The organism is Streptomyces sp. NPDC002888, from assembly GCF_042888465.1.
Classification (GTDB): domain Bacteria; phylum Actinomycetota; class Actinomycetes; order Streptomycetales; family Streptomycetaceae; genus Streptomyces.
This window is the reverse complement of sequence record NZ_JBIAPU010000014.1, coordinates 122,380-146,271: the sequence shown is the minus strand read 5'-3', so window position 1 is coordinate 146,271 and position 23,892 is coordinate 122,380. Positions and strand designations below refer to the sequence as shown.

General features: G+C 72.8%; 16 protein-coding genes and 1 pseudogene. 11 read left to right on the top strand and 6 right to left on the bottom strand.

Annotated features, from left to right (window positions below):
• Nucleotides 1-38: 38 nt before the first annotated feature.
• The 3 genes from ACFYWX_RS23385 to ACFYWX_RS23375 all read right to left on the bottom strand — a co-directional run bounded on the left by ACFYWX_RS23385 (nucleotide 39) and on the right by ACFYWX_RS23375 (nucleotide 5,215).
• Nucleotides 39-992, bottom strand: coding sequence for a LacI family DNA-binding transcriptional regulator (locus ACFYWX_RS23385; RefSeq protein ID WP_389426004.1), 954 nt, complete (start codon nucleotides 990-992; stop codon nucleotides 39-41).
• The gene (locus tag ACFYWX_RS23380) at nucleotides 989-3,412 is read right to left on the bottom strand and encodes a SpoIIE family protein phosphatase (RefSeq protein WP_389426003.1); all 2,424 of its coding nucleotides are present in this window, start codon (nucleotides 3,410-3,412) and stop codon (nucleotides 989-991) included. Before ACFYWX_RS23380 ends, ACFYWX_RS23385 begins: the two co-directional genes overlap by 4 nt.
• Nucleotides 3,413-3,532: 120 nt before the next feature.
• The gene (locus tag ACFYWX_RS23375; RefSeq protein WP_389426002.1) at nucleotides 3,533-5,215 is read right to left on the bottom strand and encodes a hypothetical protein; all 1,683 of its coding nucleotides are present in this window, start codon (nucleotides 5,213-5,215) and stop codon (nucleotides 3,533-3,535) included.
• 89 nt (nucleotides 5,216-5,304) lie between these two features.
• On the opposite strand from ACFYWX_RS23375, the gene ACFYWX_RS23370 reads away from it, so the two are divergent.
• The 5 genes from ACFYWX_RS23370 to ACFYWX_RS23350 all read left to right on the top strand — a co-directional run bounded on the left by ACFYWX_RS23370 (nucleotide 5,305) and on the right by ACFYWX_RS23350 (nucleotide 11,558).
• Complete coding sequence (locus tag ACFYWX_RS23370) at nucleotides 5,305-6,087, top strand: maleylpyruvate isomerase family mycothiol-dependent enzyme (RefSeq protein WP_389426001.1); 783 nt, start codon at nucleotides 5,305-5,307, stop codon at nucleotides 6,085-6,087.
• Nucleotides 6,088-6,282: 195 nt separating this feature from the next.
• Nucleotides 6,283-8,055 (top strand): DUF6055 domain-containing protein, encoded by a 1,773-nt coding sequence (locus ACFYWX_RS23365; RefSeq protein ID WP_389426000.1) that lies wholly within the window; start codon nucleotides 6,283-6,285, stop codon nucleotides 8,053-8,055.
• A 296-nt stretch (nucleotides 8,056-8,351) separates the two neighbouring features.
• Nucleotides 8,352-9,017: an LAETG motif-containing sortase-dependent surface protein gene (locus ACFYWX_RS23360; protein WP_389425999.1), complete on the top strand. Its 666-nt coding sequence runs from the start codon at nucleotides 8,352-8,354 to the stop codon at nucleotides 9,015-9,017.
• A 366-nt stretch (nucleotides 9,018-9,383) separates the two neighbouring features.
• Complete coding sequence (locus tag ACFYWX_RS23355) at nucleotides 9,384-10,913, top strand: NlpC/P60 family protein (protein WP_389425998.1); 1,530 nt, start codon at nucleotides 9,384-9,386, stop codon at nucleotides 10,911-10,913.
• A gap of 111 nt (nucleotides 10,914-11,024) precedes the next feature.
• Nucleotides 11,025-11,558 carry a DoxX family protein gene (locus ACFYWX_RS23350; protein ID WP_389425997.1) on the top strand — a complete coding sequence of 178 codons (534 nt, stop codon included), beginning with the start codon at nucleotides 11,025-11,027 and terminating at the stop codon, nucleotides 11,556-11,558.
• 87 nt (nucleotides 11,559-11,645) lie between these two features.
• On the opposite strand, the gene ACFYWX_RS23345 is transcribed toward ACFYWX_RS23350, so the two are convergent.
• Nucleotides 11,646-12,836, bottom strand: a complete 1,191-nt coding sequence (locus ACFYWX_RS23345) for an MFS transporter (RefSeq protein WP_389425996.1) — start codon at nucleotides 12,834-12,836, stop codon at nucleotides 11,646-11,648.
• Nucleotides 12,837-12,874: 38 nt separating this feature from the next.
• Here ACFYWX_RS23345 and ACFYWX_RS23340 point away from each other — a divergent pair, with 38 nt between their 5' ends.
• The gene (locus ACFYWX_RS23340) at nucleotides 12,875-13,456 is read left to right on the top strand and encodes a CGNR zinc finger domain-containing protein (protein WP_389425995.1); all 582 of its coding nucleotides are present in this window, start codon (nucleotides 12,875-12,877) and stop codon (nucleotides 13,454-13,456) included.
• Between the two features lie 82 nt (nucleotides 13,457-13,538).
• Nucleotides 13,539-14,198, top strand: coding sequence for a lipoprotein (locus ACFYWX_RS23335; protein ID WP_389426100.1), 660 nt, complete (start codon nucleotides 13,539-13,541; stop codon nucleotides 14,196-14,198).
• 34 nt (nucleotides 14,199-14,232) lie between these two features.
• Here the strand turns inward: ACFYWX_RS23335 and ACFYWX_RS23330 are convergent.
• Nucleotides 14,233-14,448 (bottom strand): annotated as a pseudogene (locus tag ACFYWX_RS23330) (DUF72 domain-containing protein); the annotation flags it as partial.
• A 184-nt stretch (nucleotides 14,449-14,632) separates the two neighbouring features.
• On the opposite strand from ACFYWX_RS23330, the gene ACFYWX_RS23325 reads away from it, so the two are divergent.
• The 4 genes from ACFYWX_RS23325 to ACFYWX_RS23310 all read left to right on the top strand — a co-directional run bounded on the left by ACFYWX_RS23325 (nucleotide 14,633) and on the right by ACFYWX_RS23310 (nucleotide 23,045).
• Nucleotides 14,633-17,164 carry a SpoIIE family protein phosphatase gene (locus tag ACFYWX_RS23325; protein ID WP_389425994.1) on the top strand — a complete coding sequence of 844 codons (2,532 nt, stop codon included), beginning with the start codon at nucleotides 14,633-14,635 and terminating at the stop codon, nucleotides 17,162-17,164.
• Nucleotides 17,165-17,263: 99 nt separating this feature from the next.
• Complete coding sequence (locus ACFYWX_RS23320) at nucleotides 17,264-19,984, top strand: SpoIIE family protein phosphatase (RefSeq protein ID WP_389425992.1); 2,721 nt, start codon at nucleotides 17,264-17,266, stop codon at nucleotides 19,982-19,984.
• Between the two features lie 105 nt (nucleotides 19,985-20,089).
• The gene (locus ACFYWX_RS23315) at nucleotides 20,090-21,454 is read left to right on the top strand and encodes an FAD-dependent oxidoreductase (protein ID WP_389425991.1); all 1,365 of its coding nucleotides are present in this window, start codon (nucleotides 20,090-20,092) and stop codon (nucleotides 21,452-21,454) included.
• Between the two features lie 445 nt (nucleotides 21,455-21,899).
• Nucleotides 21,900-23,045: a hypothetical protein gene (locus tag ACFYWX_RS23310; protein ID WP_389425990.1), complete on the top strand. Its 1,146-nt coding sequence runs from the start codon at nucleotides 21,900-21,902 to the stop codon at nucleotides 23,043-23,045.
• Between the two features lie 116 nt (nucleotides 23,046-23,161).
• Here the strand turns inward: ACFYWX_RS23310 and ACFYWX_RS23305 are convergent, their stop codons facing one another.
• A complete protein-coding gene (locus tag ACFYWX_RS23305; protein WP_389425989.1) occupies nucleotides 23,162-23,848 on the bottom strand; it encodes a maleylpyruvate isomerase N-terminal domain-containing protein in 687 nt (228 codons plus the stop codon).
• Between the last annotated feature and the right edge of the window lie 44 nt (nucleotides 23,849-23,892).

Below are 23,892 nucleotides of genomic sequence, written 5' to 3'. Positions count from 1 at the left end.
CCCAGTGTCGGTACTCCCAGTGGCGATCACAGAATCCGTCAGAAATCGAAGTCGAGGTCGGGGAAGTCCGGCTCGGGCTCCGAACCCGGCACGGGGCGACAGCGTCCGGTACTGGCGCGCAGGGTGATCAGGGGTTTCAGCAGGATGTGCCGGGGAGGCGAGCCGGGTGAGGTGAGCCGCTCGACCATGAGGTCGACGGCGGCCCGGCTCATCTCCTTGGCGGGTATCTCGGCCGCGGTGAGCGGCGGGTTCACCTGTTCCGCCCAGGGGCCGGCCGCCACGCCGACGACCGAGAAGTCGCGGGGCACGCCGCGGCCGTGCCGGGTCAGCGCGCGGTAGACCCCTTCCAGGGATGCCTCGTTCAGGGTGACCAGGGAGGTGGTGGCGGGGTCGTCCCGCAGCATCCGCTCCACGACCTCCTCCCCGGAGGCCAGGTCGTCGCCGCAGAGGTAGGCGTGCGGGGTGAGCCCCAGCTTCGTCATCGCGTCCAGGTAGCCGTCGTTCCCGAGCCGCGCGAAGCCGTACCCGCTGTCGAACAGCTGCAGTGACCTGTTGACGAAGGCGATCCTGCTGTGCCCCAGGTCGGCGAGGTGCTGCACACAGCCGCTCGCCAGGCCCGAGAAGTCGAGGTCGACCCAGCCGGTCACATCGGCCCTGGGGTTGCGGCCGATGGCGGCGAACGGGAAGCCCACGTCGGCGAGGTGCTCCACGCGGTCGTCGTCCCGGCGGATCTCCATGACGATCACTCCGTCCACGCGCCTCTCCCCCACCATCCGCCGGAACGAGGGGTCGTACGCCGACCCTGACGGCGCGAGCAGCAGGTCGTAGCCGTGGTCGGTGGCGGCCTCGGCGACGCCGCCGATGAAGGCGAGCTGCATGCGGGTGTAGTCGCGGTTGCGGCCGGCCGGCGGGTAGAGCAGTCCGAGCGTGTGGGTCGCGTCGCTCTCGCGTGCCCCGCCCCGTGCCGTCTCCGCCCCCGCGTGCTCACTCATGGTGCGCCGGCCGGGAGCGGTTGTTCGGCCCAGATGGTCTTGCCCGTGGGGGTCTGCCGGGTGCCCCAGCCCTGGGTGAGCTGGGCGACCATGTGCAGTCCCCGGCCGCCTTCGTCGTAGGTGCGGGCGCGCCGCAGGTGGGGGGCGGTGCTGCTGGCGTCGGACACCTCGCAGATCAGGGTCCGGTCCCGGATGAGGCGCAGTCCGATGGGGACGGCTCCGTACCGGATGGCGTTGGTGACCAGCTCGCTGACCACCAGTTCGGTGATGAACGCCGCGTCCTGAAGGCCCCACAGGGCGAGCTGGCGGCTGGCCTGGGCGCGGGCGTCGGCCACGACGGCGGGGTCGGACGGCAGGGCCCAGGCCGCGACCTGGTCGGCGTGCAGGGCGCGGGTGCGGGCGAGGAGGAGCGCCACGTCGTCGTCGCGGCTGTCGGGGAGCATCGCCTTGAGGATGGTCTCGCAGGTGATCTCCAGTGAGGGCACGGGTGAGGCGAGGGCGTCGCAGAGCCGTTCGAAGCCGCCGGAGACGTCGTGGTCGCGGGCCTCGATCAGACCGTCGGTGTAGAAGGCGAGCAGGCTGCCCTCGGGCAGTTCCAGCTCGGTGGACTCGAAGGGCACGCCACCGACGCCGAGGAGCGGCCCCGGGGTGAGCCGGACGATGCTCGCCCTGCCGTCGGGGAGCAGCACGGCGGGCGGGACGTGGCCGGCGCTGGCCATGGTGCAGAGCCGGGAGACGGGGTCGTAGACGGCGTACAGGCAGGTCGCGCCGATCTCGCCGGTGTCGGGCTCGTCGTGGACGACGGCGCCGTCGTCGTCGGAGGTGAGATGGGTGACCAGCTCGTCGAGGTGGGTGAGCAGTTCGTCCGGGGGGAGGTCGACGTCGGCGAGGGTGCGTACGGCGGTGCGCAGCCGTCCCATGGCGGCGGAGGCGTGGATGCCGTGGCCGACGACGTCGCCGACGACCAGGGCGACGCGGGTGCCGGAGAGCGGGACGACGTCGAACCAGTCGCCGCCCACGCCGACTCCGGTACCGGCGGGCAGATAGCGGTGTGCCACCTCTACGGCGGCCTGTTTGGGGAGGTCGCGGGGCAGGAGGCTGCGCTGCAGGGCGAGCGCGGTGGTGCGTTCGCGGGTGTAGCGGCGCGCGTTGTCGACGGCGACGGCCGCCCGTCCCGCGAGTTCCTCGGCGAGGATCAGGTCGTCCTGTTCGTAGGGCCGGGAGCCGTGGGTGCGGACGAAGACGGCGACGCCGAGGGTGATGCCGCGGGCGCGCAGCGGGGTGGCCATGACGGAGTGGAATCCGTAGTCGCGGACGCGGGCTGAGCGCTCCGCGTGGGCGGCGACCCAGCGGGCGAAGTCGGGGTCGGCGGCGCCGCTGAGCACCGGTCGCCCACCGGCCAGCGAGCGGGCGGGGGGTGAGAAGGGAGGGTAGGTGTCGACCCCGCCGATCTCGACGGCGGCCTCGGGGACTCCCTCGGCGGCGGACTGGTGGGCGACCCGGCGCAGCATGACGGCGCCGTCGACGGGGCCGGGGGCGGGTTCCTCGCCCCGGGTGACGGCGTCGAGCAGGTCCACGCTGACGAAGTCGGCGAGGCGCGGCACGGCCAGGTCGGCGAGTTCCTGCGCGGTACGCGCCACGTCGAGGGTGGTGCCGATCCGGGTGCCGGCCTCGTTCAGCAGCGCCAGCCGCTGCCGGGCCGCATACTGCTCGCTGCTGTCGAAGGTGGCCGTGCCGACGCCGGTCACCCGGCCGGTGGCCGGGTCGCGCACGGGCCACAGTTCGATGATCCACGCGCGTTGACGGGCGGAGGCCACCGCGGGGGCGAAGCGCTCGTAGCGCATCGACTCGCCCTGCTCGGCGACCCGGCGGACGCACTCCAGGAAGCCCTGCTCGGCACGGATCCCGCCGAGCAGGTCCGGGTACGGGGTGGTGCGCGCGTCGGTCGCCGGGGGGCGCTCGTCGCCCTCCGCGACCACGTTCAGCTGCCAGGTGCCGGACCCGGTGGTGTAGGTGGACAGGGCGACGGAGGACTGGTCGAAGGCCCACTCCAGCAGCCGCCGGTCCTGCTCCGACTCGCCCGGGGAGGCGGTGACGACGAACCCGTGGGTGGTGCCGTCGGCACCCAGGGAGGGGTGGGCGTGCAGGGCCAGTTCGACACGGTGGCCGTCCCGGTGCCGCAGCGCCGCCGTGCCGCTCCACTCCTGGGACCCGATCGGCGAGACCGCCGTGGCGCCGGACGGTTCCTGTCCGACGAGGAGGTCGGCCGCGGCGCGTCCCACCACCTCCTGGGCGCGGTAGCCCAGCAGCCGCCGGGCCCCCTCGCTCCAGCCGCTGACGTCACCCCCCAGGCCGATGATCGCCGCGACGGCGTCGTTCGACCGCCCGTGGTGATCGGGGCGCCGATCAGAAGCCGCCATTCCCGCTCACTTCACACCCGTGCCGTGACTCACAAGTCCCAGCGTGCCTGGAGGGGCGAAAAGGGACAAGTCAGACTCGCGTCGTCGTCCGGCACTGTTCACGCAGGTCCATGATGAGTGTCACGAGCCGCAGCACCCGTCCTTCCCGCCGGTGCCGGTGACCGCTTCGAGGCGGCAGAAGCAGGACGCCTCGATCGGTACGTCGGCCAGCGCGACGGCGATCTTCAGCTGCTGGGCCACGATCCGCGCCTGAGCCTCCTTGCCCAGCCGGACGAGGCACTCGTGGAGTCCGTGCAGGGACCAGACGTTGCCGGGGTGCTGGGAGGCGCGGGGCAGGGTGTCGTCGAGGCCGAGGTCGGCGCGGTAGACCGCCTCGGCCTCCGTGACGCGTCCCTGCTCCAGGAGCAGGGCGCCGTAGGCGTGCCGGGTCGGCTGCATCCAGCCCCACGGCTCGTCGTAGGGGAGGTTGTCGTCGAGGGCGATGGACCGCTCGAGGGCGGCGAAGGCGGCGTCGTGATCGCCCTTGCGGTACTCCACTTCGCCGTCGAGCATCGCCGAGGCGATCGCAAGGATGTCGGCGCAGGTGTTGTTGAACAGCATGCGCGTCTCCTGGACCCGGCCGACGGCCTCGTGGAACAGCGTGCGCTCGGTCTCGGCCTCGACGACGCGACCGGTGGCGGAGAGGGCGACGCCGCGGGCGTAGTGCCGCATGGCGGTGGTCACGCTGTAGAGCTCGGGGTCGGCGGGCCCCGGCAGCTCCAGGATGTCGGCCCAGCGGCCGAAGCGGATCAGCACGTGGACCCGCATGGCGAGGAACGCCTCCAGCCAGTCGGCCATGGGCGGGCTCTGCACCCGCAGCAGCTCCTCCGGAAGGGCCGTCTCCAGCTGGGCTGCGGTCTGCAGGGCGACCTCGTACTGGCCGAGGAACATCGCGCCGTAGATCTTGAAGTGGTGGTTGTGCGCCCGGTACAGGGTGTAGAAGTTCATCGCCCCGGCCCGCGCGAGGTACTTCTCGTCGGCGGCGATCGCGCGGCTGTTGTCCGCCACCACACCCCGGTAGTCGCCGCAGAGCACCTCCAGGTGCGAGGGCATGTGGTGGAGGTGGCCGGCGTCGGGCACCAGCTCGCGCAGCCGGTCGGCGGCGGGCAGGGCCGTCTCGGGCGTGGGCGACATCTCCATCAGGTGGATGACGAGGTGCAGCACCCCCGGATGTTCGGTACCCGCCTTTGTGGTCAGCGTCCGGTCGAGCGCCGCCTTGGCCTCCAGGGTGCGGGCTCCTTCCGCGGGCCGCCCCGTGCGCAGGTCCCACAGCTGCCAGGGGGTGAGGTTCATCAGGGCGTCGGCGTACAGGGTGGTGACGTCGAGATCGTCGGGGGCCAGCTCGTACACCGCGCGCATGGCGTCGGCGTACGGGGCGTTCCAGACCGAGCAGTCCTCGACGGGGTGCGCCCTCGGGTAGCGGGCGCGCAGGGCGCCGATCAGGGCCCGCTCGACGGGGGTGGCACCGGCCGACCTCTCGTGGGCGAGTTCCACAGCGGCGTGGGTGCGCTCGACGGTCCGGGCCAGGTCCTGCTCGTCGAAGAACTCCCAGGGCTTGTTGTAGTTCGGGCCGAGCGCGTAGGCGATGCCCCAGTGGGCCATGGCGCAGTCGGGGTCGGCCGCGGCGGCGGCCTCGAAGCAGGAGACCGCTTCCTCGTGGTTGAAGGCGTACGTCCAGACCAGTCCGCGGTCGAACCAGGTCTGCGCCTCGGGGGACGAGGTCGTCACGGGGCGGCTGTGCGTGCCGAGGTCGTAGTAGTCCATGCGACTCTCCTGAGAGTGCGGCCGCCCGGTCGTCGGGACGAGCGGAAAGGTACGGGCACGGCCTACCCCCCGCCTCGTAGCGTGACCCCATGACGCGATGGAGTCTCGACCGCTACCGCAAGGAAATCCTCACTCAGACCGACCTGCTGCGCTCCCTGTTGACGGGAGCCGACCCGGCGATCCCCGTGCCGACCTGCCCCGAGTGGAACCTCGGCCAGTTGATGCGGCACGTCGGCGGCGCGCACCGCTGGGTCGAGACCATCGTCCGCACCCGTGCCGCCGACGAGGTCCCCCACACGCTGGTCGACGACGTCTTCGACTACGGCGACGAGGACCCGGCCGAGCTCGGCGCCTGGCTCGACCTGGGCGCACGGCAACTGGACGCCGCTCTGGCGGAGGCCGGGCCCGGCACCCGGGTCTGGACGGTCGTCCCCGACCAGCCCCTGGCGTTCTGGGCACGCCGCATGCTGCACGAGACGGCCGTCCACCGCGCCGACGCCGCGTGGGCCGTGGGGGTGCGCTACGACGTGGACGCGGAGGTGGCGCGGGACGCCCTCGACGAGTGGATGTCCTTCGGCTCCGTTGCCGAGACGTACGAGAGTGACGGCGGGGAGCCGCTGCTGGGCCCCGGCCGCAGTGTCGCCCTGCTGGCCGTCGACGACCCGGCCGGGTCCTGGCGCGTCGACCTCACCGGCGAGGTCCCGGTGTGGGACCGCGGCGACGGCGCGTCGGCCGTCACCGTGCGCGGCTCCCTCGCCGACCTGGTCCATCTTGTCTACGGCCGTCCGGTCGCCGACCGCGTCGAGGTGCTCGGCGACGCCGGACTGCTGGAGCTGTGGCTGAGGCGCTCGGGGTTCTGGCTGCACGAGTGAGCCCCAAGAGCGCAGCAACTCAAGTGGTCCAGCGCTCAAGAGGGAGGGGCTCATATCTGGCCACGGGAGCGCTCCCATGGCACCATGGCGCGGCTCCGGCTCAGCTCGGAGCCGAGCCGATCTCGTCGAACGGAGACCCCCCACATGCAGAACTCCGGACGGTTCTTATTGGCATGCGCACGCCGCCTATGCGTCGTGCTGGCGGTCTGGGCCCTGGGCGCGGCCCTCGGAGTCGCCCCCGCCGCTCTCCCCGCCTCGGCACAGCCGCAGACCGCACAGCCGCGCACGGCGCCGAGCGCCGCCGCGGCCAAGACCGTTTACATTCCCCCGAGTTGGGCCTCGACCGGTGAGGTCCCCTGGGCACAGAACCGCACCCGGGAGTCGGCCAACTTCATCCTGCTCTGGGGCGAGAAGTCGGGCACCGACCCGAGGAACGCCTCCGGCGACTACCGCTTCGACCCCGACAACATCCTCAGCCAGCTGGAGAGCCTGTACTCCTACTACGTGAACACCATGAAGTTCACGCCGGAGACGGGTCTGCTGGCCCAGCACAAGATCGACGTGATCATCACGCGGACCTGGAACCGCACGGCCCTCGACGCCTGGGCCACCGGCGGTTCGGCCGACGGCCGGGTCGGCGTCATCAACATCGCCCCCGCGGCCGCGGCGCCCGGCTCCTGGGGCCTCGCCCACGAACTCGGCCACGTCTTCCAGAACTACACCTTCCTCGGCAAGGGCGGCGGCCTCGGCTTCACCGACCCGTCGGCCGGGACCTTCTGGGAGACCGGCGCCGAGTTCATGGCGATGCAGGTCTATCCCAACGGAGGCGCGGGCGACCTGACCCGGTTCCTGCGCACCGAGAACCTCGCCTACTCCTCCAGCCGCCACCACTACGGCAACTGGATGCTGGTGCAGTACCTCGTCGACAAATACGGCGGCATCAAGACCTTCAACGACATCTGGAACCAGGCGCGCAGCAACGAGCACCCGCTGGAGACCTACCGCCGCATCAACAACCTGACCCAGGCGCAGCTGAACACCCGGATCGCCGAGTACGCCCAGCGCCAGGTCACCTACGACTACTCCAACCGCGCCAACGTCATGCCGTTCATCAACAACGTCTACGGGGCGGGCTTCATCAACGCCTACAACGGCGTGCCGGTGAACGCCGTGAACCAGTCCGCCGGGCACTACGCGATCCCGGACGCCCTGGCCCCGTCGGACTACGGCTACAACAAGATCAAGCTGGTGCCGTCGAGCGACGGCGCGCTGATCAAGCTGCACCTCAAGGGGCACGTCAACGCGGCGGCCGGCTCGGGCTGGTCGTACGCGTTCGTCGCCGTCAAGAACGGCACCCCGCGCTACGGTTCCGTCGCCGGCAGCGCCGACGGGCAGATCAGCTTCCAGACCCAGCCCGGCGAGAAGGAGGTCTACCTGGTCGTCACCGGGACCCCCAACTCCGTGCACCACTACGGGTTCCTCGACGGCTACACCAAGAACCACCGCTACGCGTACGAGTTCCGCATCAGCGGCGCCACCCCGTCCGGCTACGAGCCCGGCTACCAGAAGCCGGCGGCGACGGGCGGCGGCCACTGGCACTCCAACGGCGGCGGCTGGGTCGACAACCGCGCGAACGTCGCCTCCAGCGTCTACGTCGGCCCGCGCGCCGCGGTCTTCGGCAGCTCGACCGTGACCGGCAACGCCCGTATCGAGGGCCTGTCGTGGGTCAACTCCGGGGCCACCATCGGCGGCAACGTCGTCGTGAAGGACAACGCGATCGTCCAGGGCGGCGCCAACTTGTCGGGCAACCTCGTGATCGGCGGTGACGCCGAGCTGTGGATCGCGTGCTCGTCCGGCACGTACCTGATGTTCAACCCCGACCGCGGCTGCGACGGCCGGGGCGGCGAAAGCGACGTGAACCCGGCGCACGGCACGTTCACGGACGCGGAGCTCGCCATCACCATCTAGGACAGGTCCTACAGCGGGCGGGGGCCGTCGTCGTACGGCGTCGTCGGCGCGACGTCGTACGACGACGGGCCCGAAAAGGCCCGCCATGACGGTGCCTTGACCCTCTGCGGACCGGTTCATGGCGTGCCTTTGATACCGCCGTGACCTGCGAAGATGCCGCGTTGACAAGGGGGTCGGCGGGCTTGTAGACGTGTGGGGTTCCCGGGGCGCGAGGGGCCGGTGTGCCGGCCCGGGAAACGCCCCGTCGTGTCTTCAGTGACCTGTGAAGGACAGCCGTGTCCCTTTCCCCCCGTGCCGTGAGATCGGCGCGCCTCATAGGCGTCTCCACCGCCGCGGCGGCTCTCACCCTGGGCGTCGCGAACACCGCGCTCGCCTGCAACATCCGCGACTTCTCCGCCGTCGCCACGTGCGACGACAACGGCAAGGGCGTCATCCGCGTCACGGACACGGACGCGTCCGGCACTCCCGCCGTCGTCACGCTCTACATCAAGATGTCCGTCGAGGGCGAGGACGACCGCAACCTCGACACGAAGACGATCGAGCACCCGACCGCGCAGGGCGCCGGCGTCGACTTCGCGTGGGACTGGTCGCCCGGCCAGACGTACCGCATCCACGTCAAGGCCGGCAATCAGGTCGACGAGGACATCCAGCCCCTGCTGACGACGCCGTCCCAGGGGTGCGGGACGCCGACGCCCACACCGACGCCCACACCGTCGGCCTCGGCCTCGGCCCCGGCGGCCGCCACACCGTCGGCCCCGTCCGCGGACACCCCGTCCGCGACGCCCACCGAGCCGAGCGGCTCCCCCGCCGCGTCGCCCCAGGGCGGCAGCGGCTCACACCTCGCCGAGACCGGCGGCGGCAACGGCACCGGGCTGATCGCCGGTATGGCGGCCGCGCTGGTCGTCGCCGGCGGCGGCGTGGTCTTCACCCTGCGCCGTCGGCGGACGTCCGGCTCCCACTGACACCGGGGCTCCGCACCCCCCTCAAGGCCCCTTGATGTGAGCGGCCTTGAGGGGCGGGAGTCCAGACTTCCACCAAGTGGTCACAACTCAGCACGCATACCACCCCCCGGAGCCTGTCAACTCTCCTGCTGAGAAAGATAAGGCGACGAAGGTCACGTTTACGTATCGGGCATTTGGCCCGTGAATCTTCACACCAGCCTCACATATTGGTTAGGTTGGCGCCCAGCCGCACGGTTCCCTCCGGCGAAAGCGCCGGGTCGCGCGGCCTCCGCCGAATGCAACTGTCCAGCGCGGCACAGCCGTAGGGCACCGTGTCCGAGCCGGTGGCCGACTCGGCAGGCGGAGTACGGAAGGAGTACGGCTTCCATGGCGACGGATCGCAGCCCGCGCACCACCGGCATCGGCCTCCCGGAGGGAGACGCCGAGCCGAGCCGGGAGGAGATCCAGCAGCGGATCAACGCCCTGTACAACCGGGCCGAGTCCGACACCGGGAACTTCAACGCGACCCGCGTCATGGCGACGGCGAGCAGCGTGATCGCCCCGGCGGGCCCCTCCGCCCGCGACAACGTCGCCCGCCAGTGGTTCGACGTGGCGCGCTCCAAGCTGGGCCCGACGGTCGCGGCCGTACTGCCCCCCGACCGGATGCCCCGCCCGACCGACTCCCGCCCCGCCAAGGCGCCGGAGCGCGCGACCGACGCCCCGCAGGCCCGTGAGCTCGCGGCAGCCCCGGAGCGCCGCACCCCCGAACTCACCTCGCGCAGTGCCGTCGCCGCGCTGCCCGCGGCGCCGGAGACCCGGCAGGCAACCCCCGCGCTTCCCGCGCCCGCCGCAACGGCGCAAGAGTCCTCCCCGCGCACCGCCAAGGAACGCAACCGGCGCAAACTCACCACCGCCCGCGACCTGTTGAGCCGCCACGTTGCCCAACGCGCCACCCCCGTCGCGGCACTCGAGGCGGCGCCGGCCCCGCAGAGCTGGGACACCGGGGGGCTGCCGGCGGTCGCGGCTGAACCTCGCCCGGCCGCGCAGACGTGGGACACCGGGTCCCTCCCCGTCACCGCGCCCGAGGCACAGCCGGCCGCCCAGACCTGGGACACCGGAAGCCTGCCCGCCGTGCCGCCCCAGGCACAGCCGGCCGCCCAGACGTGGAACACCGGGGGGCTGCCGGCCGTACCGCCCCAGGCGCAGCCGGCCGCTCAGACTTGGGACACCGGAAGCCTGCCGACCGTGCCGCCCCCGGCACCGCAGGCCTGGGACACCGGGTCACTCCCCGTCACCACGCCCGCAGCAGCGCCGATCCCGCAGCCCTGGGACACCGGCAGCGTGCCGGTCGCCCAGCCGGCCGCGGCCCCCTGGCCGACGCAGCAGCCCACCTCCGCGGGCCAGCCGTTCGCCTCCGTACCCACCGCACCGCCGGTCGCCTCCGTCGTCTCCGCCCCGCCGGTCGCCTCCGTCGTCTCCGCCCCGCCGGTCGCCTCTGTCGCCTCCGCACCCCTCGTCGCCTCCGTTCCGTCCGTCGCCGGCGCGGTGGAGTCGGTGTACCAGGGGAAGGCCGCGAGGGCCCTCGACTTCACCCGTGCGCAGATCGGCAAGCCGTGCGTCTGGGGCGCCAACGGGCCGACGTCGTACGACTGCTCCAGCCTGACCCAGGCCGCCTGGCGGGCCGCCGGCGTGGCGCTCCCGCGTTCCGCGCAGGAGCAGGCCCTCACCGGCACGGCGATCCCCCTCACTGATCTCCAGGTCGGCGACCTGGTCTTCTTCCACGGCGCGAGCCATGTCGGCCTCTACGCCGGCAACGGCATGATGATCCACGCGCCGAGCCCGGGGGCGTACATACGCGAGGAATCGGTCCTTTATGCCGGCGAGTCGGCGGTCCTCGGCGCGGTACGGCCCGCGTAAGCCGCCCGGGCGCGGTGCGGCAGGGGCGGGGGTGCCCGTCGGGCGGTGCATGGTCCCGGCCAGGGAGGGAACCCGGTGGCCGCTGTCCGTACCGACACGTCTGGAGAGGCCATGAGTCTGTTGCGTCTGGTCGGCCGTCCCATGCTCGCCTCCATGTTCATCAGCGGCGGCCTGAGTTCCGTCCGTGAACCCGAGCAGGTGGCGCCGACCGCCGAATCCGTCGTACGTCCCGTCACCGAGCGTGTGCCGGTCCTGCCGGACCGGACCGAGCAGGCCGTGCGACTGAGCGGTGCCGTCCAGGTGGCGGCGGGCTTCTTGCTGGCCACGGGGCGCGTCCCCCGGCCGGCCGCGCTGGCCATCGCGGCCACCCTCGTGCCCACCACCCTGGCGGCCCACCGCTTCTGGGAGGAGGAGGACCCCGCCGACCGTGCCCAGCAACGCATCCACTTCTTCAAGAACCTCTCCATGCTCGGCGGCCTGCTGATCGCCGCCGACGACACGGCGGGCAACCCGTCCCTGCTGTGGCGCGGCCGCCATGCGGCCCACGACGTGCGCCGCGAAGCGCATCTCGTACGGCGTTCGATCCGCGCGACGGCGCGGCCCGCGGCGGCCGCGGGCGGCGTCAGGTCCAAGGTGTTCGGCTGACGGCAGTCCGGGGCCGGGCCGTTCCCCGCCCTCGCACACGCGATCACCCGCACCAGCGCCTTCGGGTGGTCGGCGCGCCGCAAGTTCTCATGTTTCGCTCCGTCCCATCGCCCGCGCCGCCATGAGGTGCAGTGCGGCCGCCGACAGCAACGCGCCGGGCAGTGACCACACGCCCATCAGGCCGGCGGCCGCGGCTCCCAGCGCGAAGCCGGTGATCTTCGCGCTGGCACCGGTCGTGAAGACCTGGCCACGCAGCTGCTCGGGAACCTCCCGGTGGCGGACCGCGAAGAGGGCGGTGAGCTGGGGGCCCTCGCCGATTCCGGCCAGAAGCGCGGCCGCGACGACAGTGACCGGCTGTCCTGTCGCGGCCGCCGCCGGCGCCGCCGCCTGGAGCAGCGCACCGGCCCGGATGACGGTCTCGGGGGCAAGCGCGTGCGGCCGTCTCGCCAGGACGGCGTTGGCCGCCAGGGCGGAGACGGCCGTGCAGGAGAGCAGCAACGCGCCGTGCCCGGCCCCACCGAGGACGCGTTCGCCCAGCAGGGGGAGGCAGGCCGTCACCATGCCCTGAGCCGCGCAGGAGACGACCGAGGAGACGGTGGCCCGGGCCAGACGGTGATTGCCGACGATGAACCGCACCCCGGCAAGCAGCCCGGTACCCACCGAGAACCCCGCTCCCGCTCTCTGTCCCTGTCCCTGTCCCTGTCCCTGCACGGGCTGCCCCCTCCCCGGCAACCCCCAAGCCGCCGGTACCGCCGCCCCGATCAGCACCACCGACACCACCACGGCCGCCGGCGCCCCGGCCGCCCCGGCGACGCCCCCGGCCAGTGCCGGCCCGACCAGGCTTGCCGAGCCGTACGTCATCGCGTCGAGAGCGTTGGCGCGGGGCAGCCGCTCGGGGGGTACGACCCGCGGCAGCTGGGCCGTCCAACCGCCCGACAGTGCGGGCCCCAGCAGCCCGGTGAACGCCGCGACGAGGACGCTCACGCCGAACGGCAGGCGGCCGAGCCCCGCGAGAACCCCCGTCAGGCCCACCGCGTAGAGGACCAGCGCCAGGGACAACAGCCGGCCGGGACGCTCGGCCCGGTCGAGCAGCACCCCCAGCACCGGCCCCCCGACCGCCGCCGCGACGGTGATCGCCGCGAGCAGCGTCGACGCCTGCGTGGCCGACCCGGCGAGGGCGAACCCGGCCAGCAGCAGCGCCGGTCCGGACATGTCGTCCCCGGTACGGGCCGTCACCGCTCCGGTCAGGTACAGGCCCAGCGCGTAACGCTTCCTCATCGACGGGACGTTACGTAAGTAACTCAAAACTCTGCAAGATGCGTTACATTGCGCCGGTGTCCTCCCCCGCCGACGACTGGTCGAGCCGGCACTCCGTGCTGACCATGGCCCGCCGCACCGCCGCCCTCCTCAACGTCCTCGCCGTCGACCGCCCCGACCCCGCCGCGGTCGTCGAGGTCCTGCGCGCCCACGGCGAGACGGGGCCCCTGGATCTCACGCCCCGTGACGTGGACGGGATGCGCACGGCCGCCGTCCTGTTGCGCGACGTCTTCACCGCCGACGGCGTGGACGGTGCGGCTCAGGTGCTCAACCGCCTGCTGCGCCGGCATACCGGAGCGCTGCGCCTGACCTCGCACGGGGGCGGTACGCCCTGGCACCCCCACCTCGACCGCGACGACGACGCCCCGTGGGACGAGTGGTTCCTCGCCTCTTCCTGTATGGCGCTGACCGTCCTGGTCTGGGACCGTCAGCTGCCGCCCGGCAGGGTGTGCGCCTCGCCCGGCTGCCGGAACGTCTTCATCACACAGGGCAGCGGGCCCGAGCGCCGCTATTGCTCACGCCGGTGCGCGACCCGCGAACGGGTCGCCGCCCACCGCCGCGCCGCACGTGGCTCCTCGTAGGCCCGCAGATCATCTCCCCGGCGTGTCAGGACCGTCGGATACAGTGCCCCCTCTGATCGAATTGCAGTTCGGGGTGGGGAACATGTGGCGTCGGGTGGCCGGAGCGGCCTTGCTGGCGGGGGTCCTGACGGGGTGCGGGGCCGCGGAGGAAGACGACAAGAAGGCGAGCGCCTCGTCGGCCCCCGCGAAGGCGACCGGTGCGAGCGGGCAGGCCGACGCGGGCGCCAAGGGCGGCGGCACACTGGGCGGTCCCGGTACGGCCTGCGAGCTGCCCGTCTCGTTCCGGACCGCCGAGCGCTGGACGGCGGAGGCTGTCCAGTCCGGCGGCTCGGGCGGTTCCGGCAGCCCTCAGGACCAGCCGGACGAACTCCTGTACCAGGGCCCGGTCGCCCTCGCCTGCGAGATCGACGCCAAGCCCGCCGGGCACATCGGCTTCATCCGCGTCTACACCGGCAAGCCGGGGAACGCCGACGCACGCGGCGTGCTGGAGGCGTTCGTGGCGGCCGAGAACGGAGCGAGCAAGGAGAAGTACCGCACGTTCGAGGCGGGCGGACTCTCCGGGGTCGAGGTGGAGTACCTCTACACGAGCGAGATCCTCGACGAGACGAAGAAGGAGCACGCCCTCGCCGTGGCCACGGCCGACGGCCCCGTCGTGCTGCACCTCGGCGGGATCGACACCGAGGAGCACGAGGACATGCTGCCGGCGTTCGAGCTGGCGAAGCGTACCCTTCGTACCGTCTGACAGCCGGTCGGCCGGTCAGCCCGCGAGCGGGCCGCACATGCGCTCGGCGGCCCGTACGGCGGCCCCACCGCCGGATCGGCTTGTGTGCCGAAGGCAGCGCGTAATAGCCGGAGTCCACCTCCACGATGCCGAACCTGCCTGCGTAGTACCGCAGTCGCCCCTCGGCGTCCCGTTGCCCGACCGGGTACCGGCCACTGCAGACCAGCGGCCGGTCGGTCCACGAACACGTGCCGACCCGAATCTCGCCCATGGCGCTGCGCGTACCCCGGGACGCCTCACCCGTGCGGCCCGAACGCCGTTCACGCACGGTGACGATCACCCCACGGCCGCGGGTGTCGTCCTGGGTCCGCCGGTCCCTGCGGGTGCGCGGCGGGGGCCGGGGGGCGCATTCTTGCTGTGTCGCCCACCCGGCGGCGCACGGACGAGGTAGGGCCATGACTGGGAGCGCCAAGGGCGAGAACGGCATGCCCGGGCGGTTGGCCGCGCTGTTGACCGAGACCGCGGCGGACGCGGTCGGCACGGCCGACAACCGCGCCGGGGGCGTCTACCTGTGCTCGAGTTCGCCCGGGCTGCTGCGCCTCGCCGTGCTCGCCGGGCTCCCCGGCCACCTGTTCCGGCCCTGGTGGCGCCTGCACGTCGACCGGCCGTTCCCGGTCGCCGACGTCCATCGGCTGGGCGTCCAGGTGGTGCTGCCGAACGCCACGGAGACCATGCGCCGCTATCCCCAGTTCGCGGCCGGTCTGCCGTTCCCGTTCGGGTCCATCCATGTACCCGTCGCCCACGCGGTCTCGACGTTCGGTGTGCTGACCGTGCTCAGGCCGTCCGCCGCCGACGCCGCCGAGGTGCTCGCCGAGCGGGACCGGCTCACCCGGCTGGCGCAACGTCTGGGCGGGGCCCTGCGGCGCCTGGAGCAGGAGGGGTCGTCCGTCCGCTGGGACGACGAGCCGCTGTACGTGCGCCCGCCGGCCACCGGCCCCGCCGCGGCCCGGCTGGCGCGCTTCTCCTGGGACCCCGCGACGGGGGCCCTGGCCGCCGACGATCACCTGCCCGCGCTGCTGGGCGTGCCCGCCGGGCGGGAGCTGAGCCATGTGCGCGACCTCGTGGAGTGCGTGACGGATCCGCCCCGGCTCCAGGACCTGCTGCGGCAGACCGCGGCCGGGCGGCCGCCGGCGCTCCCGGTGCCGGTGCGCGCCGCGAACGGGGAGCCGCGGCTGGTGCAGCTGTGGGGGCCCGGGGACGCCGACGGCGCCCGGTCCGCGGGTGGGGTCGTGCTCGACGCCGGTTCGGGCTCGACGGCCGACGCGGCGGCCGACCTGCTCCCGGACGGTGTGCTCAGCCTGGACCGGCTGGGCGTGGTCGGCTACGCGAATCCGCGTGCGGCCGAGCTGTTGCGCCGCCCGCACGCCGAGTTGGTCGGACGGTCGCTGTGGGAGGGCGTGCCGTGGCTTCAGGAGCCCGCCTACGAGGAACACCTGCGCGCCGTACTGCTGTCGGACCAGCCCGCCCACTTCCACGTCAGACGGCCCTCCGGGCAGGAGGAGCGGCCCGCCGAGGGCGACTGGCTGGCTCTGTCGGTGTACGCGGGCACCGACATCCTCACGTGCACCGTCCGCCCGTCCAGCCGGGTGCCGGAGCCGCCCGTGAACCCCGTGGAGCCCGTGGAGAGCGTGGGCGGCCTGGCATTCGACCGGGGTGCGCGCGACGCCACCACGGCCGAGGACACCGCGACGGCCCCGATGTACCGCCCCATCGCCCTCGCCATCGCCCTCACCGAGGCCGTCACCGCCCGCCAGGTCTCCGCCGTCGTCATGCAGGAGCTGCTGCCCGCGTTCGGCGGCCGCCGGCTCGCCATCTACCTGCTCCAGGAGCGGCATCTGTACCTGGCGTGGGAGCACGGCTTCCCCGAGGGCTTCCTCGCCCCCTTCGACGGTGTGGGGCTCGACACCCGGCTGCCCGGCGTGGAGACGCTCACCACGGGCCGCCCGCTCTTCTTCGACTCGATGCCCCAGTTGCGGGCCGCCTATCCCGGCATCGCCCTCGACGCGACGGAGGGGGCCCGCGCCTTCCTGCCCCTGATCGCCTCCGGCCGCCCGGTCGGCACCTGCATCCTCGGCTTCGACCGCCCCCGCAGCTTCAGCACCCAGGAGCGCACCGTGCTGACCGCCGTGGCCGGACTGATCGCCCACGCCATGGAGAAGGCACAGCGCTACGAGACCGAGGCCGCCCTCGCCCGGGGCCTGCAACAGGCCCTCCTGCCCCACCGTCTGTCGGCGCACCCGCAGGTGGAGACCGCCGGCCGGTATCTGCCGGGCACCCAGGGCATGGAGGTGGGCGGGGACTGGTACGACGTCGTCGAGACCGGCGGTGCCCTGGCCCTGGTCATCGGCGATGTCCAGGGGCACGGCGTGCAGGCGGCCGCGACCATGGGGCAACTGCGCAGCGCGGTGCGGGCGTTCGCGGTGGGCGACCATCCGCCGGACGAGGTGATGAGCGGGACCAACCACCTGCTGATCGACCTGGACCCGGGGCAGTTCGCCAGCTGCTGCTACGTCCGTCTCGATCCCGTCACCGGTGTGGCCCGGGCCGCCCGGGCGGGCCACCCGCTGCCCCTGCTGCGCCGCCCGGACGGGCTCACGGAACTCGTGGACATCCCCGGCGGTGTCGTACTCGGCGTGGACCCGCAGGCCCGGTACCCGGTGACCGAACTGCGCCTCGAACCCGGCGCGATCCTGGCCCTGTACACCGACGGCCTCGTGGAACGGCCCGGCGCGGACATCGACGACGGCATCGCCGCGCTGCGCGTCGCGCTCTCCCGGGCCGGTGGCGGGGAGGTCCGCGCGGACGGCCGCTTCCTGGCCGGGGTCGCCGACCGGCTCACCACGACGGCGCGGCACACCGTCGACCGCCCGGACGACATCGCGCTGCTCCTGGCCACGCGCCGCTCCGCGGCACCGCGTGATGACTGAGGAGCGGCCAACCGGCCGACGCAGGTGGGCCGTAGAACGAGGTGTGACCCTGTGTGACGCCCCTCGCCTCATACGGCGTGGCAGTGTAGACATGGGCACATGGTCCGGATAACGGGTCGACCCGGGTCTCGGCCGACCCGTGCCCCCAGCCCTTTGCGTGCCGCGCGCCCTCATACCCGTGGCCGGGGGTCGCTGAGTGGGCGCAGCGTCGCCGGTCAGGTGTTCTTCCTTCAGGTCGTCATCGTGTTGCTGCTCGTCGTGGCCGCGGTCGTGGCGCTCGTGCTCCAGGTGCGGCACGACAGCAGCGTGGAGGCACGTAATCGCTCCCTCGCCGTCGCCGAGACGTTCGCCAACGCGCCGGGCACCCGCGCGGCGCTGAGCACCCCGAACCCCACGGCTGTCCTGCAGCCGTCGGCGGAGGCCGCGCGCAAGGCGGCGAAGGTCGACTTCATCGTCGTCATGAACCCCGACGGGATCCGTTACACCCATCCCAAGCCGGACCGCATCGGCAAGAAGTTCGTCGGCAACCTGGCCCCCGCCCAGGCGGGCGGGACGGTGACCGAGGAGATCACGGGGACCATAGGCCGGCTGGTGCAGGCCGTCGTGCCGATCAAGGCCCCCGACGGGAAGGTCGTCGGTCTGGTGTCGGCCGGCATCACGACGGCGCGCGTGGGCGGCGCCCTGGACCGCCAGCTGCCGCTGCTGCTGTTCGCCGCGGGCGTGGCGGTGGCCCTGTCCACGGCGGGAACGGCCCTGGTGAGCAGGCGGCTGATGCGCCAGACCCACGGCCTCGGCCCGCACGAGATGACCCGCATGTACGAGCACCACGACGCGGTGCTGCACTCGGTGCGGGAAGGGGTGATCATCGTCGGCGACGAGGGCGACCTGTTCCTCGCCAACGACGAGGCACGTCGTCTGCTGCATCTGCCGGAGGACGCCGAGGGACGCAAGGTGTGGGCCCTCGGCCTCGACCCCGCGATCGCCGACCTGCTCTCCTCGGGACGCGTCGCCACCGACGAGGTGCACCTGGTGGGCGACCGGCTCCTCGCGGTCAACCAGCGGCCCACGAACCTGCGGGGAGGCCCCTCCGGCAGCGTCGCCACGCTGCGCGACTCCACGGAGCTGCGCGCCCTGTCGGGCCGGGCCGAGGCGGCCCGGGAGCGCCTCGACCTGCTCTACGACGCCGGCGCGGGCGTCGGCACCAGCCTGGACGTGACCCGGACCGCCGAGGAGCTGGCGGACCTGGCCGTGCCGCGGTTCGCGGACTTCGTCGTCGTGGACCTGTACGACGCGGTTCTCGCCGGTGAGGAGCCGGAGCGGGGGGCCGGGCTGCGGCGTACCGCGCTGGCCGGCCTCCGTAAGGACGCTCCCCTGTATCCGGCGGGTGAGCGGATCCGGTTCGTGGCGTCGTCGCCGCAGGGGCGCAGCATCGAGAGCGGACGGCCGGTCGTCGAACCGCGCCTGAGCGAGGCTGCCGGCTGGCACGCCCAGGACCTGGAGCGCGCCGCGCAGGTGGTGGAGTACGGCATCCACTCGCTGATCACCGTGCCCGTGCGGGCCGGGTCCCTGGTCCTCGGTGTGGTCAGCTTCTGGCGTTCCGAGAAGCCCGAGCCGTTCGACGCGGAGGAAGTGGCGCTCGCGGAGGAGCTGGTCGCGCGCGCAGCGGTCTCCATCGACAACGCGCGCCGCTACACCCGCGAGCACAGCATGGCCGTGACCCTCCAGCGCAGTCTGCTGCCGCGCAGCCTGCCGGAGCAGAGCGCCCTGGACATCGCCTACCGGTATCTGCCCGCGCAGGCCGGCGTGGGCGGCGACTGGTTCGACGTACTGCCGCTGTCGGGGGCGCGCGTCGCGCTGGTGGTCGGGGACGTGGTGGGCCACGGGCTGTACGCGGCGGCCACCATGGGGCGGCTGCGGACGGCGGTGAGCAACTTCTCCGCGCTGGACCTGGCTCCCGACGAGCTCCTCGGGCTCCTCGACGAGCTGGTCGGCCGTATCGACCAGGACGAGCAGGACGAGGGCGGCAGCGCGCCCATCACCGGCGCCACCTGCCTGTACGCGGTGTACGACCCCGTCTCGCGGCGCTGCACCATCGCCCGCGCCGGCCATCCGCCGCCCGCCGTGGTCCGTCCCGACGGCGGCGTGACGTTCCTCGACGTGCCGCCCGGGCCTCCGCTCGGGGTGGGGGGTCTGCCGTTCGAGACGGCGGATGTGGAGCTGGAGGAGGGCAGTCGGCTCGTGCTGTACACCGACGGGCTGGTCGAGGACCGCGAGCGGGACATCGACACCGGTCTCGAGCTGCTGGGCACGGCCCTGGCCTCGGGGGGTTCCTCGCCCGAGGAGACCTGCCGGGTCGTCCTGGACGCCCTGCTGCCGTCCCGGCCGAGCGACGACGTGGCGCTGATCGTCGCGTGCACGAGGGCGCTCGGGGCGGACCGGGTGGCCGAGTGGGAGGTGCGGATGGATCCGGCGGCCGTCGGTGAGGTGCGCGCCGCGGTGACCCGGAAGCTGGCGGACTGGGGTCTTGAGGAGCTGACGTTCACGACGGAGCTGATCCTCAGTGAGCTGGTCACCAACGCGATCCGCTACGGTGCGGGCCCGGTCCGCGTGCGGGTGCTGCGGGACGGCAGTCTGATCTGCGAGGTCTTCGACGGCAGCAGCACCTCGCCCCATCTGCGTCACGCGGCCATGACCGACGAGGGGGGCCGCGGCCTGTTCCTGGTCGCACAGGTGGCGGACCGGTGGGGCACGCGCTACACGCCGACCGGCAAGATCATCTGGGCGGAACAGCCGCTTCCCGCGGACGCGCGTGACTCATAAACCCGCCTTATGAGTCCATAGGCCGGACCCGCGTACCGACTTAGGCTTGCCTTAGCTTAGGCTTCCCGACGAGTCGTCCTGTCATCGCTCGAAGGGAACCTGATCATGCCGCGCCCCCTGCGGGTAGCCATCGTCGGAGCCGGCCCCGCCGGGATCTACGCCGCCGACGCGCTGCTCAAGTCCGACGTGGCCGCCGACCCCGGTGTCTCCATCGACCTCTTCGAGCGCATGCCCGCCCCGTTCGGCCTGATCCGTTACGGCGTCGCCCCCGACCACCCCCGGATCAAGGGCATCATCACGGCGCTGCACCAGGTCCTCGACAAGCCGCAGATCCGTCTCTTCGGCAACGTCGACTACCCGACCGACATCAGCCTGGACGACCTGCGTTCGTTCTACGACGCCGTGATCTACTCCACCGGCGCCACGGCCGACCGGGCGCTGTCCATACCCGGCATCGACCTCGACGGCTCCTACGGCGCGGCGGACTTCGTCTCCTGGTACGACGGCCACCCGGACGTGCCGCGCACCTGGCCGCTCGAGGCGGAGAAGGTCGCCGTCCTCGGCGTCGGCAACGTGGCCCTCGACGTGGCGCGCGTCCTGGCGAAGACGGCGGACGAGCTGCTGCCGACGGAGATCCCGCCGAACGTGTACGACGGTCTGAAGGCCAACAAGGCGCTGGAGGTCCACGTCTTCGGCCGGCGCGGCCCCGCGCAGGCCAAGTTCAGCCCGATGGAGCTGCGGGAGCTCGACCACTCCCCCAACATCGAGGTCATCGTCGACCCCGAGGACATCGACTACGACGAGGGGTCGATCGCGACCCGGCGCGGCAACAAGCAGGCCGACATGGTCGCCAAGACCCTGGAGAACTGGGCCATCCGCGACGTCGGCGACCGGCCGCACAAGCTGTTCCTGCACTTCTTCGAGTCGCCCACCGAGATCCTCGGCGAGGACGGCGCGGTCGTCGGCCTGCGCACCGAGCGCACCGCCCTCGACGGCACCGGCAACGTCAAGGGCACCGGCGAGTTCAAGGACTGGGACGTCAGCGCGGTCTACCGTGCCGTGGGCTACCTCTCCGACAAACTCCCCAAGCTGCCCTGGGACATCGAGAGCGGCACGGTCCCGGACGAGGGCGGCCGGGTCCTCCAGGAGACCGGCGAGCACCTCCAGTCGACCTACGTCACCGGCTGGATCCGGCGCGGCCCGGTCGGCCTCATCGGCCACACCAAGGGCGACGCCAACGAGACGGTGGCCAACCTGCTGGACGACTACGCAAACGAGCGCCTCCAGACGCCGGCTTCGCCCGCCCCCGAGGCCGTGGACGCGTTCCTCACCGAGCGCGACGTCCGCTTCACCACCTGGGAGGGCTGGTACAAGCTCGACGCCGCCGAGAAGGCACTGGGCGAGCCCGAGGGCCGCGAGCGCGTGAAGATCGTCGAGCGCGAGGACATGCTCAAGGCGAGCGGCGCGTAACGGACTTCGTGGTGCCGGGCCCCGAAGGACCTGCCTTCGGGGCTCGGTGCACGGAGGGCTCGCATCGGGGCCTGGTGCACGAAGGGCTCGCCTTCGAGGCTCGGCACACGAAGGGCAGATCATCCCGGCGGAACCGCTGGAGCGCACCCACATCCCCGCGAGGCGTTCAAGGAGGGCGTGGGGGCCTTCACCCGCCCGTAGCGCGGGCAGGGCCCACCCCGATGCGGATGGTGGGCGGGCCCTGTCCGCGCAGCCGATTCTGGGCGCCGGAGGGCGGCGGGGACACGGGTGAGCGGCGGTCGACTGGTGCGATACCCACGCGCCCCGCGCGCACGCCGTGCGCCCCGTGTGCACCCAGGGACACCGCGCACCCCCGCTTGATCGTGTGCGACGTGGAAAGACGATACTGGGACCCGCACGTTGTTCCCGCCCCACAGATGGACTCATGTCAACGTCCTCCAGCGCCCGCCCCCCGATCCCCTCCACAGTCTGGCCGGCCCGCGGCCGCCACACCGCGGCCGCCGCAGCGGACCTCGTCCGAGAACACCTGCGGCGGCTCAAGGACGACCAGGTCATCGACGACTGCAAGGAAGTGCCCGCCGACGAGAGTCCCGAGGGCCGCAGCGTGTTCGAGGCACGCTGGCGGGTCCCGGAGGAGGTGACCGTACGGGCCCGGCTGACGCTCACGGACGTCCCGGAATCCGGCCCGGACACCGGGCGGGAGTGGACGCTGGTCGCGGAGGCGGAGCGACCGTGGGACCAGCGGTGGCCCTCCCCCGCCACCGTGTTCTGGCCCTGGGAGCAGGACACCGGCCCGGATTACGAGTCACCCACGGGCCTGCGCCTCGGGGACGTCAACCCGCTACCGACCGACGAAACGGACATGCGGCGCGCGCTCCGTGGCGCGCAGCGCGACGGCTGGAGCATCGACGTCGTCGTCCACGAGGCGATGACGCCCGACGCGGTGGGCCGCAGGCCGTTGACGCGCTTCCTGCCGCCGGGACTGCGCCACCGCGTGGTCGAGCACCGGGCCTCGCCGCACCAGCTGCGCGCCGTGAACTACGCGCTGCGGGACTCCGGCGTGGAGGTGCCGCGCGGCGGCGCGGTCGTGCTGCCGGGCACCCCGGCCCCCCTCGACTCCGACCCCGGCGACCTCACCGTACGGACCGTCTTCCTGGACGGCTCGGAGCCGACCGAACTGGTCGACGCGGTGATCCGCTTCGCCGCGCTGCCCAAGCCGCTCCCGGACGGCGCGCAGGAGGCGCTCGCCGCGCTCCGTGAGGACTGGAGCCTGCTGACGCTGGAGGAGGAACTCGCCCGCGAGCGCAGGCTGGTGGCCATGTACGCGGAGGCGCTGGAGGCCATGACGAGGTCGCGCGACCTGTACCGCGAGGCCGCCGAACGGGCCCACGAGGCACTCACCGTCTTCCGCGAGTCCGGCGAGGCCCCCGAGCCGCAGCAGACGGGAACGACCGGCAAGCCCGCCGGCTCCCCGTTGCAGCAGCTCACCCGCACCTTCGAACGCCTCAAGTGGCGGCCCGCTCCCTCCGCGAGCGGCACCACCGAGGCCAAGGAGACGCCCGAGGGCTAGGGCCTGTCCGGCGGATCATGCCGCAGACGCGGGGCTAAGGCCCCGTCGCTTGCGACCTGATCCGCCGGACAGGCCCCTGGGACGCCTGCGGCACAGAACGACAGCGGAACAGGACGTCAACAGAACAGAGGGAAACGGTCGGCGTCCGGTCCCAGGGACCGTCGTTCCGGTTCCGTCAGCGGCAGGCGGCCCGTGCCGGCGCGGGCGTAGTGCTCGTCGCTCCAGTCCACGGGCAGCGGGCGGCCGAGGAGGCCGTCCAGCGTGGTCCGCACCACCGCCAGGGCGGCCGGCGGCGGGCCCGGCGCGGTGGGCAGTCCGACAACGAGGTCGAGCTGGTGGACGGCGGCCTCGACGGTGAGCGTGCTCATCAGGTCGCCGGCGGTCAGGACGTGGCCCTGGGTGGCGACGAGGGCGTCCGGGCGGACCGCCGCGGCGGCGTGGACGGTGGCCGCCGCCGTCTCCAGGTACAGCTCGCGCAGCTGGGCGAAGTCGAGGAACATGCTCGCGGCGACCCGGTTGTAACGACGGCCGTTCGCCGCGCCCCCGGGATGGGGCCGCCAGTCCTGCCAGTACGTCACGGCGTCCCGGTCGGGCTGCCCGGAGGCCGGCGTGTGCAGGGCCACCAGGGCACGCCGGGCGTCCGCGACGAGGTGGAAGACGAGATCGCGCACGGCCCAGCCCGTACAGCCGGTGGGCTGCCAGGACTCCTCGTCGCCGAGCGGGTCGACGACGGCGGCCAGCGCCTCGTAGGCGGTGCGCAGTGCCGGAACCGGATCCGACGGGACATGTGAATGTTCGGGCATGACGGCCAGCCTAGGCAGTCTTGTGCGCCGCAACGAGTGTCAGG